Here is a 12619-nt window from a genome sequence, read left to right on the forward strand (position 1 = left end):
TAAACCGACTCAGGTGGTCAGGTAGAGAATACCGAGGCGTTCGGGTGAACTATGGTTAAGGAACTCGGCAAAATGCCCCCGTAACTTCGGGAGAAGGGGGGCCATTGCTGGTGATCACCCTTGCGGTGTGAGCTGGTGGTGGCCGCAGAGACCAGCGAGAAGCGACTGTTTACTAAAAACACAGGTCCGTGCGAAGCCGTAAGGCGATGTATACGGACTGACGCCTGCCCGGTGCTGGAACGTTAAGGGGACCGGTTAGCTCCATTTCGGTGGGGCGAAGCTGAGAACTTAAGCGCCAGTAAACGGCGGTGGTAACTATAACCATCCTAAGGTAGCGAAATTCCTTGTCGGGTAAGTTCCGACCTGCACGAATGGCGTAACGACTTCTCGACTGTCTCAACCATAGGCCCGGTGAAATTGCACTACGAGTAAAGATGCTCGTTTCGCGCAGCAGGACGGAAAGACCCCGGGACCTTTACTATAGCTTGATATTGGTGTTTGGTTCGGCTTGTGTAGGATAGGTGGGAGACTGTGAAGCGGCCACGCCAGTGGTTGTGGAGTCGTTGTTGAAATACCACTCTGGTCGTGCTGGATGTCTAACCTGGGTCCGTGATCCGGATCAGGGACAGTGTCTGGTGGGTAGTTTAACTGGGGCGGTTGCCTCCTAAAGGGTAACGGAGGCGCCCAAAGGTTCCCTCAGCCTGGTTGGCAATCAGGTGTTGAGTGTAAGTGCACAAGGGAGCTTGACTGTGAGACTGACGGGTCGAGCAGGTACGAAAGTAGGGACTAGTGATCCGGCGGTGGCTTGTGGAAGCGCCGTCGCTCAACGGATAAAAGGTACCCCGGGGATAACAGGCTGATCTTCCCCAAGAGTCCATATCGACGGGATGGTTTGGCACCTCGATGTCGGCTCGTCGCATCCTGGGGCTGGAGTCGGTCCCAAGGGTTGGGCTGTTCGCCCATTAAAGCGGTACGCGAGCTGGGTTTAGAACGTCGTGAGACAGTTCGGTCCCTATCCGCTGTGCGCGTAGGAGTCTTGAGAAGGGCTGTCCCTAGTACGAGAGGACCGGGACGGACGAACCTCTGGTGTGCCAGTTGTTCTGCCAAGGGCATGGCTGGTTGGCTACGTTCGGAAAGGATAACCGCTGAAAGCATCTAAGCGGGAAGCCTGCTTCGAGATGAGGGCTCCCTCCCACTTGATGGGGTAAGGCTCCCAGTAGACGACTGGGTTGATAGGCCAGATATGGAAGACCGGTAACGGTTGGAGTTGACTGGTACTAATAGGCCGAGGGCTTGTCCTCAGTTGTTCGCGTCCACTGTGTTTGTTCTGAAGTAACGAACTCGCCTTGCTGGCTGTAGTTGTTATCTTCATAGTGTTTCGGTGGTCATAGCGTTAGGGAAACGCCCGGTTACATTCCGAACCCGGAAGCTAAGCCTTTCAGCGCCGATGGTACTGCAGGGGGGACCCTGTGGGAGAGTAGGACGCCGCCGAACAGTTTTTGTGGGAAGCCCCGCACCGTATGGTGCGGGGCTTTTCCGCGTTTAGGGTCGGTGCCATGCGCTATGACCTGATCATTTTTGACAACGACGGTGTGCTCGTCGACAGCGAGCCGATCTCCAATACGATCCTCGCCGCTTACCTCACCGAACTCGGCCACCCCACCACGTACGAGCAATCGATCCACGACTACATGGGTGCCGCGGTACACCGGGTGCACGACCTGATCAAGGAGCGGACCGGGCGGTCCCTCCCCGAGGACTTCGAGACGACACTGCACGCGCGCGTCTTCGAAGCCTTCGAGCGGGAGCTGGAGCCCGTCGCCGGCGTACCCGAGGTGCTCGGAAAGCTGGCGGCCGACGGAACCTCGTACTGCGTGGCCTCCTCCGGGACCCACGAGCGGATCCGGGTCGGACACCGCAGGACCGGGCTCGACCAGTGGTTCGACGACGCACGGATCTTCAGCGCGCAGGACGTCGGCAAGGGCAAGCCGGCCCCGGACCTCTTCCTCCACGCGGCGCGCGAGATGGGCGTGGCGCCGGAGCGGTGCGCGGTGGTCGAGGACAGCCCGCTCGGCGTCCGGGCCGCCGTCGCCGCCGGTATGGACGTATACGGCTTCACCGCCATGACCCCGGCCGCGAAGCTGACCGCGGCGGGCCCGGTGACCGGGCTCTTCGCCCGCATGGAAGAACTCCCGGGCCTGCTCACCTAGCCGTCCGGCGCCCCGGGCCCCCAACCGCACACCCCGTATGGACCCTACGGCCCTACCGATACGGTGACGGGCATGAGCGGCCGTGCACAGCTGATGTGGGACGAGGCAGTAACGGGCTACGACTTCGGGCCCGGGCACCCGATGGACCCGGTCCGGCTCGCGCTGACCATGCGCCTGGTGGAGGCGTACGGACTCGACCGCGGGCCCGACGCGGTGCGGGTGGTGGCCGCCAGGGCCGCCGGAACCTCCACGCTGCGGCTCGTGCACCGCGAGGACTACATCGACGCCGTACGGCAGGCCTCGGCCGACCCGAAGGCCGCCGACCCCGCGTACGGCATCGGCACCGAGGACGACCCGGCGTTCACCGGGATGCACGAGGCCTCGGCCTTGATCGCCGGACAATCGGTGGGCGCCGCGGAGGCGGTGTGGCGCGGCGAGGCCCTGCACGCGGTGAACTTCGCGGGCGGCCTGCACCACGCGATGCCGGGCGGCGCCGCGGGCTTCTGCGTCTACAACGACGCGGCGCTCGCCGTCGCCCGCCTGCTGGAGCTGGGGGCCGAGCGCGTCGCCTACGTGGACGTGGACGTGCACCACGGGGACGGCGTCCAGGCCGCCTTCTGGGACGACCCCCGGGTCCTGACGATCTCGCTGCACGAACACCCCAGGACGCTGTTCCCGCAGACCGGTTGGCCCGAGGAGACCGGCGGCCCGGCGGCCGAGGGCAGCGCGGTGAACGTGGCACTGCCGGCCGGCACCGGCGACGAGGGCTGGCTGCGCGCGTTCCACGCGGTGGTGCCGGAGCTGCTGGCCGCGTTCCGGCCCGACGTCCTGGTGACGCAGCACGGCGCGGACACCCACTTCGAGGACCCGCTCGCCCACCTGGCGGTGAGCCTGGACGCGCAGCGCGCGGTGGCGGCCGCCTGCCACGATCTCGCGCACGAGACGGCGGAGGGGCGCTGGGTCGCGCTGGGCGGCGGCGGTTACGCGGTGGTGGACGTCGTACCGCGCAGTTGGACGCACCTGGTGGCGATCGCGGCGGGGCGTCCGATCGAGCCCACCGCCCCGGTGCCGGAGGAGTGGCGGCACGAGGTCTACCGGCGCACCCGGCAAGGGGCGCCGGTGCGGATGACGGACGGGCGCGGCACCGGCTGGCGCGACTTCCACGGCGAGGGATACGACCCGGCCGACCGCCTGGACCAGGCGGTGCTGGCGACGCGGCGCGCGGTGTTCCCCGCGCACGGGCTGCTGCCGTAGCGAACAACGCCGTCCCTGCCCACGGGCCGCAGCCATAAGGGCGGGAACACCGGGGACGGGCGCGTCCCGAAGGGGCGTCACTTCGGGACGATGCGCCCGGATGTGTGACTACTGGGCGGTTCGGGCATGGAGCGAGGGCCGGGGCGTCAGCATGGTCTCTCGTGTGGGCCTCCGGTACGGACGCGGACGCGGCGGCGGACGCCGACGCGCTGAAGGCGTATGTGGTCAGGGTGCGGCTCGCGGGGACGATCGCGACATCCCGGGAGAAGAGCCTGACGCGCTACCGCCTCTTCGCGGCTGGCGACCCGCGCGCGCTGATCGGTCTGGAGCCCGCGAATGACTGGTCCGTGCGTGAAGTGCTTCGAGTGATGGCTGAGCACTGTGGAGTTTCGGCCGATCCTCGGCATACTTCCGGCCTCGATTCGATCGATCCGGACTGTACGGTCGCGGGACTGGATGCCTTCGCGGACCGGCTCGGCGCGGCGGCCGCCCGGCACGCTGCGGTACTGATCGGCACCGGCCACCCGCACCGGCTGCTGGGCTTCTACGGCGGGTTGGCAGACGCCCTCTCGGCGGCGGGATGCACCGTTCTCACCCCGGCGTATGGCCACTGTGTCGACATAGCGACCCGATTCGGGGTACGCACGTACAACCTTGACTACGTACGGGGAGTCGCGCTGATGCGCGAACCGGGCGTGCGGCGCGGGCTCGGTGAGCCGGGCGTGCACACCCACTCCCCCCTCCCGGTTCGTACCGCCCTCGACGCCCTGGCAGACGCCGGCGGGCCGCTTCCCGAGCTGGTGATCGGTGACCACGGATGGGTCTGCGGAGCAGGTCAGCTGGGCTTTGAGGCCATCGGACTGGCGGATACGGACGATCCCGCGCTGTTCGTCGGACAGGCGGAGGGGCGGGTGTCCGCCGTAGTTCCACTTGATGACGCTGTGCGGTCTGATTACTACCGACCGCTTACTCGCTATGTACTCAATCGAGCGTGTCTGTCACAGTAGGCGGCCGATCGCTGCTCCTCTTCCCCACTCGCATCACCCGCCCCTAACCTGGGGAGTGAGCGCACAGCGACGGGGAGTCACCGGAGGGGAAGCCGGTGCCCGTCATGTGCGGAAGGTTCAGGTGTGTCATGGCTGCAGACCAAAGGCCTCTCAATGAGGTCGTGTTCCTGACCGTGGCGGAAGTCGCCACGGTGATGCGAGTGTCGAAGATGACCGTGTACCGCTTGGTGCACAGCGGTCATCTGCCCGCGATCCGAGTGGGGAGGTCGTTCCGGGTCCCGGAGCAAGCGGTCCACGACTACCTCCGTGAGTCCTATGTGGGGGTGGAATCGGCCTGAGGGGCTCAAGAGGACCCTCGGATTACGCCGTAGGCTCGACGCCGGGTAGGCTGGCCCGATGTAGGTAGTGTGGGCTCGGACGCCCCGCACCGAGTGATACGAAGTGAGCGAGGGTAGTCGTGGGCTCTGTTATCAAGAAGCGGCGCAAGCGGATGGCCAAGAAGAAGCACCGCAAGCTGCTCAAGCGCACCCGTGTTCAGCGCCGCAACAAGAAGTAAGCGACGCTGATCGCGATTCCGCAGCCCCCCACCGCACCACGCGGTGGGGGGCTGCGGTGCGTTTGGCGGCGGTTTCGCGGCGCACTCGGAGGGGTGCGGATTGCCGGCCGTCGCGCGGATAGCCGTACGGGCGTTACGAGGGGCCCGGAAAAGCGCGCGGAGCGGCGGTGCGCACCGAGTGGCGGAGCGTGCGGGCACAAGGGCCCGGCCGGGGCGGAAAACCGGCCGACGGGACGGGCAAAGCTCGGGCCAAGGCTTGAAATGGAGCCAGCGGCAACCCGCGGTCATCACAGCGCAACAACGACCCGATAGCGTGGCGTCACAGCTCGGCTCACGCGAGGGACAAGGGTGGGAAGGAAGGGCTGATCTTGGGAAAGGTCGTGCTCGTCACTGGAGTCGCACGGCAGCTGGGGGGCCGGTTCGTACGACGCATTCAGCGCGACCCCGATGTCGACCGGGTGATCGGAGTCGATGCCGTGGCGCCCGAGCACCAATTGGGCGGGGCGGATTTCCTCAAGGCCGACATCAGGCATCCGGCCATTGCCAAAGTGCTGGCCGAGACCAATGTGGACACTGTGGTTCACATGGATATCAACGGCACGCCGCTCGGCGGGCGCGGCGGCCGCGGAAGCCGGGCGACGGTCAAGGAGACCAATGTCATCGGCACCATGCAGCTGCTCGGCGCCTGCCAGAAGGCGCCGCACGTCAAACGGCTGGTGGTGAAGTCCAGCAGCAGCGTGTACGGCTCCGCGCCCCGCGACCCGGCCGTCTTCACCGAGACCACGCCGCCGAAGTCGCTGCCCAGCGGCGGCTTCGCCAAGGACGCCGTCGAGGTCGAGGGGTACGTACGCGGCTTCGCCCGGCGCCGCCCGGACGTCGCGGTGTGCGTGCTGCGCTTCGCCAACATCCTCGGCGCGTGCGCCGACTCGCCGCTCGCCGAGTACTTCTCGCTGCCGGTGCTCCCCACCGTCCTCGGCTATGACCCGCGGCTCCAGTTCGTCCACGAGGACGACGCGATCGAGGCACTGTGCATGGCGTCCGGCAAGCCGCGCCGCGGCACGATCAACAGCGGCACGTTCAACATCGCGGGAGACGGCGCGCTGCTGCTCTCCCAGTGCTCCCGGCGGCTCGGCCGCCCCACGCTGCCGCTGTTCCTGCCGACCGTCACCTGGGCCGGCACCGTGCTGCGCTCCCTCGGCATCACCGACTTCTCGCCGGAACAGATCCGGATGCTCACGCACGGCCGGGTCGTCCAGACGACCCAGATGCGCGAGACACTGGGGTTTCACCCGAAATACACGACGGCGGAGACCTTCGCGGAATTCGCCCGCAGTCGTGGACCCGGGCTGCTGCCGCCCGAGGTCCTCGCCCGTACCGTCGACCGGCTCGCCGCCGTGCTGCCCGCACGCAGCGGCCCGACCCAGTGAGGAGTTCACCCACGATGGCGGACGCCAAGGTCATTCCCTTCGGCGAGGAGCCCCGGTCGCGCAGGAAGGTCAAGCGGCCGGGCCGTGGAGGCCGTCGTACGGCGCTGGCGCCCGTACCGGAACCGCGGCGGCAGGACGGGCCGGAACAGCCGGCCGGGGCGGCGGGGGCGTCCCTGGAGCAGCGCATCGCCGGGGGGCTGCGCTTCCTGCGCCGGCGCCTCACCGGCGAGTACGAGGTCGACGACTTCGGGTACGACGAGGAGCTCACCGACCAGGTGCTGATGTCGGTGCTGCGGCCGCTGTTCGAGAAGTACTTCCGGGTCGAGGTCAAAGGGATCGAGAACATCCCGGCGGACGGCGGCGCGCTGATCGTCGCCAACCACTCCGGGACGCTGCCGCTGGACGGGCTGATGCTCCAGGTCGCGGTGCACGACCACCACCCGGCCGAGCGGCATCTGCGGCTGCTCGCGGCCGACCTGGTCTTCGTCCTGCCGGTGATCAACGAGCTGGCGCGCAAGGCCGGGCACACCCTCGCCTGCGCGGAGGACGCGCAGCGGCTGCTGGAGCGCGGTGAGGTCGTCGGGGTGATGCCGGAGGGCTTCAAGGGCATCGGCAAGCCGTTCGCGGACCGCTACAAGCTCCAGCGGTTCGGGCGCGGCGGGTTCGTGTCCACCGCGCTGCGGGCCGGGGTGCCGATCGTGCCGTGCTCGATCGTGGGCGCCGAGGAGATCTACCCGAAGATCGGGGACGCCAAGACGGTGGCGCGGCTGCTGGGCTTCCCGTACTTCCCGCTGACGCCGACCTTCCCGTGGTTCGGGCCGCTGGGGCTGGTGCCGCTGCCGACGAAGTGGACGATCCAGTTCGGGGAGCCGATCCCGACGGACGGGTATCCGGCGGAGGCGGCGGACGACCCGATGCTGATGTTCAACCTGACGGACCAGGTGCGCGAAACGATCCAGCACACGCTGTACAAGCTGTTGGTGCAGCGGCGGTCGGTGTTCTTCTGAGAGACCGGGCTTTCCCGGGATCGACGGGCTCCTGACGGTGTTCCGCTGAGGACCCGGCCGTACGGGGGCGCTCCTGCGGACGCGCGCGACGCCCCGATGCGGGCACGACGCCCTGACGCCACGCAGCACGATGCCCCGATGCCGTGCGGTGGCACCGGGGCGTCGGCGGGGTCAGCCCAGCGGGTTCTTGCCGTCCAGGCCGATGTCCGGCAGCAGGCCGGGGAGCAGGGGCGGGATCGTGACGTCGGGCTCGTGCGGCGTCTCCTTGCCGTCGCCCTTGCCGTCCGGGGAGGGGGTGTCGGTGTCGGCGGGCGGGTCGAGCAGGCCGCCCGTGCTGCCGCCGAGCAGTCCGTCGTCCTTGCGGGACGGCGAGGAGGACGGCCGGTGCCGGGGCGCCTGGGAGCCGTCGGCCCGGCCGGACGAGGAGGCGCTCTCCCCGGACGGGGCCGGGCGGTCCGTACGGTCCCGGGGGGCGTCGCCGGGCGCGGGAGCCTGGGGGGGCGCTCTCGCGGTGGCTCTCGCCGCCCGGGTGCTTGGGCAGCAGCGAGCGCAGCGGTCCGACCTCTTCGTCTATGGCGTCGAAGACCGAGCTGACCTCGTCGCGCACGTCCATCAGCTGGGCCGGGAGGCGGTCGCGCAGCCTGCTCCAGCTGTCGCGGTGCGACTTGGTGAAGGAGTTGAGGGTCTGGATGGGGCCGAGGGAGCCGTCGCGTTCGTACGCCTGGTGGAGCAGGCGGTGGCCCTCGCCGGCGTCCTCGGTGACGCCCGAGAGGGCCTTGCGGACCTCGGCCAGGATCTCGTGGTCGAGATCGCCGGAGCGGCCGCGTTCCATGAGGCGGTGGGCCTCGAACATGCGGGTGGACGCCTGGTCGAGGAAGAGGCGGCCGCGCTCGGACTCGTCGTCCGCCAGACCCAGCTTGAGGTCTTCCATGCCGCGCTTGAGGCCGTAGAGGGAGTCACCCGGGAGGGCGTCGGAACTGGCGGCGGCGACGCCGCTGAAGGCGCCGGCGGCGACGCCCACCGTCAGGCCGCCCGCCGCGAGCCCCTTGGAGAGCCGGGAGCGCGGGCGCAGCCGGCCCAGGGACTTGGCGGCGCGGTGTGCGCCGCGGGCGCCGCGCTGCTGGGGCACCCGGCTGTCGTCCTCGGCGAAGGCGGCCTCCATGGCCGCGATGAGCTGGGCCCGGTGGACGGTCTTGACCTCGGGGTCCAACTCGGGCCTGGGGAGTTCGCCGAGCGTGCCGGCGACCGCCAACAGCCTTGCTTCTCCGCACGCTTCCGCCGGTGTCCCGGCCTCGTCCTCGGCCGCCGCGCCCGGGAGGACCTGCTCCTCCAGGGCTTGGGCGAAGGCGTTGGCCCGCCGGTGCACCGATACGTTCGCGATCACGGGCGGCACCTCCTCTCGTCATCCCGCTCGACTCCCCGGACTGGCTTGACTATCCAGACTGGCCGGAAGGTTGCACGACAGGCTCGCGTCCACCCGATCGAGTGAGAGGGCGCGGGCATGGCGTGCACCGCAGAGAGTCTGCATTCCGCACAACGAGCGCCGCGGCACTTGGGTTACGCACTCACGATGATCTGACGGAACGGTCACGAACGATCACCAGCAGTCAGTGCCGCGGTGACCGGCGCCGGGCGCGTCGGCGGGCGGGACAGGGGCCACGGAAGAAGGCCGGGCGTCAACATCTGTCCAGGAGATTCAGGCGATCGGAGCGGCGCCCCACGCGTTAGTCCTGGCGTGGGACGGAGCGGACGGCCCGGGACGACGAGGCAGGCGAAGACGCAGATGGGAGCAGGAACGGGGAGACGGGACCGGGGCGTGGCCCGTGGCGCGTGCGGTGGCTCGGGGCGGCGGGACGGCGGTCAGCGGGCGTCGTCCGGGAGGAGCCGCGCCAGGGTCCGTACGGCGCGGTACTGGAGCGTCTTGATGGCGCCCTCGTTCTTCCCCATGACGCGCGCGGTCTCGGCGACCGACAGGCCCTGGAGGAAGCGCAGCGTCACGCACTCCTGCTGCTGCGGGTTGAGTTTGCGGACCGCTTCCAGCAGTGCCGCGTTGGACAGCGATTCCAGGACCGAGTCCTCGGGGCTGCGCTCGACCTCGTTGGCGTCGAGCATCTCCCCGGTGGTCACCTCCAGCCGGAAGCGCGACGACTTGAAGTGGTCGGCGACCAGGTTGCGGGCGATCGTGACCAGCCAGGCGCCGAAGTCGCGGCCCTGCCAGGTGAAGGTGCCGATACGGCGCAGGGCGCGCAGGAACGTCTCGCTGGTCAGGTCCTCGGCCGTGGCCCGTCCGCCCACCCGGTAGTAGATGTAGCGGTAGACCGTGTCGGCGTACTGGTCGTAGAGCCGGCCGAAGGCCTCGGCCTCGCCGGCCTGGGCGCGCTCGACGAGGTCCATCATGCGCCGGCTGTCGCTGTCGGCGGGGCGCCGGGCGGTGGGCGTGCCGGCACCCCGGCGGGTTCTGCCGCCGGTCTTGCCGACCGTGGTGGTGCTTCCGTCGGCCAGGGCGTAGCAGGGTCCGGCGGGGACGGCTGTGGCGAATGCGGGGACGGCGATCGCGGTGGGGACAAAACTGCGCAGGTGGTCGACGAGCGTCGTACGCAGCGTAGCCAGGCCCGAGGCGTCAACCCCGACGTGTGGGTACACGGGACTCCCAGAGGCAGAGCTTCCATCACGTGCAGAGCGGGACCGTTCACCCGTCGTAGGGACGCGTGGGTACCGGTTTGCGTCTGAGGAGAATAACGCTTCGTACAGGCGGCGCTACACCCAGTTGCTCAAATCATCGATTACTTCTGGTCCGTTACGAGTTCATGCCCGATCAAGTATCGATTCCTGAGCAGATATTGATCAGAAAGGAACGTGATCTGCCTGGTTGCGGGCCGTGTTGTGGCGGACCGATGGCAATGGGACTGCCGGGGAAGAGACGGGGGTATGCAATGGGGATTGGCCGGGCCGGGCGCCGGGGGAGCGTCGTGCACAGCCTGTGAGCGGCCGCCGGCCGCCGCCCGGATCAGCCGTGGCCCGGCGTGTCCGCCAGCCATGCGGCGTACCAGTCCCCGAAATCCGGGCCGGGCGTCAGGCTGGGCCAGACCTCCAGGTCGGCGGACCAGACCCGGCCGCGCTGCGCGCCGGTGACGACAAGTCGTATGAATTCACCGCAGCCCGCTTCGGCTATGGCGAGCGTCCCGGCGGTCATCGCTTCCGGGTCGAACCGCTCGCCGGGCCGCGGGCGCCACGCCTCGGTGAAGGGGAAAGGCGTCGCGAGCGCGCCGGGCCTGCGGTCGGATTCGCGGACGTCCTCCGCCGCCCAGCCGTCCGGCGGGCCGGGGTAGGCGCCGGGCCCCGTCAGGGGAAACAGGCCGTGCCGCGGACCGGCGCCGCCGTCGGCGACGCGGAGGACGAAGTCGCGGTACGAAGCGGGCAGCTCCACGCCGTGCAGCGCCTCGAACGCGTGCAGCTCCGCGGCGGGCAGCGGCGGGGCGAGCCGGTAGCGGTGCTGGCCGGCGCCGAAGCGTGCGTACTGGGGGTCCAGACGCGCCAGCTCCGCCACGCGGGTGCGGACCGCGGCCGGGTCCCAGGACGCCGGACCACCGGTGTCCGCTGCCACCGGATGGAAGAACCCCCTCAGCGCCGCCTCCGCTGCAACGCCACCGCCGCGGCCGCGCCCCCCGCGAGCGCCCCGACCCCGGCCGCCGCCGGGATGCCGATCTTGACCGCCTTGCGGCCGGTCCGGTAGTCGCGCAGCCGCCAGCCCTGCTCGCGCGCGTGCTTGCGCAGCCGTCCGTCGGGGTTGACCGCGTACGGGTGGCCGACCAGGGACAACATCGGGATGTCGTTGGCCGAGTCGCTGTAGGCGGCGCAGCGCTCCAGGTCCAGGCCCTCGGCGGCGGCCAGGGCCCGTACGGCCTCGGCCTTGGCGGGGCCGTGCAGCGGTTCGCCGACCAGCTTGCCCGTGTAGACGCCGCCGACGGACTCGGCGACGGTGCCGAGGGCGCCGGTCAGGCCGAGGCGGCGGGCGATGATCGTCGCGGTCTCGACGGGCGCCGCGGTCACCAGCCACACCTTCTGGCCCGCGTCCAGGTGGGCCTGGGCGAGGGCGCGGGTGCCGGGCCAGATCCGCTCGGCCATGTACTCGTCGTAGATCTCCTCGCCGATGGTCATCAGCTCGGAGACGCGGTGGCCCTGGACGATGGACAGCGCGCTGTTGCGGGCGTCCGCCATGTGCTCGGGGTTCTCCGAGCCGATGAAGCGGAAGTAGATCTGCTGCCAGACGAAGCGGGCCAGGTCGCGCTTGTGGAAGAAGCGGCGCTTGTACAGGCCGCGCCCGAAGTGGAAGAGCGACGCGCCCTGCATCACGGTGTTGTCGAGGTCGAAGAAGGCGGCGGCGGAGGTGTCGCCGACGACCGGGAACTCCGGCTCCTCGGCGCGCTGGTCCTGGGCTGCCGCCTCCTGCGCCTCGGCCTCCAGCGAGGACTTGCGCGCGGCTTCGGCCGCGGCCTCGCCGGCCAGCACGCTGCGCGCGGTGGCGGGTCGCCTACGGCGGGTGAACCACCCCGTGGGGAGGTGCACGCCGTAGGGCTTCCTGCGGGGGCGACGGGCGGGCGACGGGTGGGCCATGTAGCTAGCGTAGCCAGGTTGTTCGGTGCGCCTGGTTACGGGCGGATGTCCACCGGCCAGGGCTCGGCCGAAGGTTGCGTTACGGCCATCCCGGTGACGGCGCCGGGCGGTGAGATCGTCCTCCGCCGCGGGGGCGTACGCCGGGCGGTTCCGGTGCCGTACGCGCCGGGGCACGCCGGGCGTAGGGGCGCTCGTACCGGTGCGCGGGCCGGTGCTCGTGCGGTCAGGCGCCCAGGGCCTTGCGCAGCCGCTGGGGGTCGACCCGCCAGAAATCGTGCTGCGCGCCGTCCACGAGGACGACCGGAATCTGTTCCCAGTATTTGCGGTACAGCTCCTGGTCCTGGGTGATGTCCTTCTTCTCCCAGGAGGCGCCGGTCTCGGCGCAGACGCGCTCGATCACTTCCTGTGCGACATCACACAGGTGGCAGCCGGGCTTGCCGATGAGCGTCACCGTGCTGTCGGCCGGGTTCTTGCGGGCGTTGCGGCTGAAGAGGGAGGCCATGCCCGCAATTGTGCCTCCGGCCGGGCCGCCTCGTGCCGTCAC

The 12619-nt window shown here is 69.5% G+C and carries 11 protein-coding genes, 2 rRNA genes and 1 pseudogene (1 of these 14 running past the window's edge); 9 read left to right on the forward strand and 5 right to left on the reverse strand.

All coding sequences use genetic code 11. The features are described 5' to 3' along the window. The 9 genes from CP973_RS02590 to CP973_RS02630 form a co-directional block, all read left to right on the forward strand. A 23S ribosomal RNA gene (locus CP973_RS02590) occupies positions 1-1301 on the forward strand; it begins 1822 nt to the left of the window's first position. A gap of 76 nt (positions 1302-1377) precedes the next feature. Further along, positions 1378-1494 (forward strand): 5S ribosomal RNA (gene rrf, locus CP973_RS02595). 62 nt (positions 1495-1556) lie between these two features. Further along, on the forward strand, positions 1557-2210 hold the full coding sequence (locus CP973_RS02600) for an HAD family hydrolase (RefSeq protein WP_150237197.1): 654 nt from the start codon (positions 1557-1559) through the stop codon (positions 2208-2210). Between the two features lie 72 nt (positions 2211-2282). Next, the gene (locus tag CP973_RS02605; RefSeq protein ID WP_150237199.1) at positions 2283-3464 is read left to right on the forward strand and encodes an acetoin utilization protein AcuC; all 1182 of its coding nucleotides are present in this window, start codon (positions 2283-2285) and stop codon (positions 3462-3464) included. A 209-nt stretch (positions 3465-3673) separates the two neighbouring features. Beyond that, positions 3674-4471, forward strand: coding sequence for a phosphatase (locus tag CP973_RS02610; protein WP_425281984.1), 798 nt, complete (start codon positions 3674-3676; stop codon positions 4469-4471). Positions 4472-4599: 128 nt separating this feature from the next. Continuing rightward, positions 4600-4809, forward strand: a complete 210-nt coding sequence (locus CP973_RS02615) for a helix-turn-helix domain-containing protein (RefSeq protein ID WP_014144137.1) — start codon at positions 4600-4602, stop codon at positions 4807-4809. A gap of 119 nt (positions 4810-4928) precedes the next feature. Continuing rightward, positions 4929-5027, forward strand: coding sequence for a 30S ribosomal protein bS22 (locus CP973_RS02620; RefSeq protein WP_003948845.1), 99 nt, complete (start codon positions 4929-4931; stop codon positions 5025-5027). Between the two features lie 368 nt (positions 5028-5395). Further along, a complete protein-coding gene (locus CP973_RS02625; protein ID WP_150237204.1) occupies positions 5396-6454 on the forward strand; it encodes an NAD-dependent epimerase/dehydratase family protein in 1059 nt (352 codons plus the stop codon). 14 nt (positions 6455-6468) lie between these two features. Continuing rightward, positions 6469-7461, forward strand: coding sequence for a lysophospholipid acyltransferase family protein (locus tag CP973_RS02630; protein WP_150237206.1), 993 nt, complete (start codon positions 6469-6471; stop codon positions 7459-7461). Positions 7462-7632: 171 nt separating this feature from the next. On the opposite strand, the pseudogene CP973_RS40675 reads toward CP973_RS02630, so the two are convergent. The 5 genes and pseudogenes from CP973_RS40675 to CP973_RS02655 form a co-directional block, all read right to left on the reverse strand. After that, positions 7633-8845, reverse strand: a pseudogene (locus CP973_RS40675) (DUF5667 domain-containing protein). A 476-nt stretch (positions 8846-9321) separates the two neighbouring features. Then, positions 9322-10104: an ECF subfamily RNA polymerase sigma factor, BldN family gene (locus CP973_RS02640; RefSeq protein WP_150237208.1), complete on the reverse strand. Its 783-nt coding sequence runs from the start codon at positions 10102-10104 to the stop codon at positions 9322-9324. Between the two features lie 364 nt (positions 10105-10468). Next, the gene (locus tag CP973_RS02645) at positions 10469-11065 is read right to left on the reverse strand and encodes an SMI1/KNR4 family protein (RefSeq protein WP_150237210.1); all 597 of its coding nucleotides are present in this window, start codon (positions 11063-11065) and stop codon (positions 10469-10471) included. Between the two features lie 17 nt (positions 11066-11082). Continuing rightward, on the reverse strand, positions 11083-11970 hold the full coding sequence (locus tag CP973_RS02650; protein WP_244409702.1) for an HAD family hydrolase: 888 nt from the start codon (positions 11968-11970) through the stop codon (positions 11083-11085). Positions 11971-12298: 328 nt separating this feature from the next. Next, the gene (locus CP973_RS02655) at positions 12299-12577 is read right to left on the reverse strand and encodes a glutaredoxin family protein (RefSeq protein ID WP_150237212.1); all 279 of its coding nucleotides are present in this window, start codon (positions 12575-12577) and stop codon (positions 12299-12301) included. Positions 12578-12619 lie beyond the last annotated feature (42 nt).

The sequence above is a fragment of the Streptomyces albofaciens JCM 4342 genome (assembly GCF_008634025.1).
GTDB lineage: Bacteria > Actinomycetota > Actinomycetes > Streptomycetales > Streptomycetaceae > Streptomyces > Streptomyces albofaciens.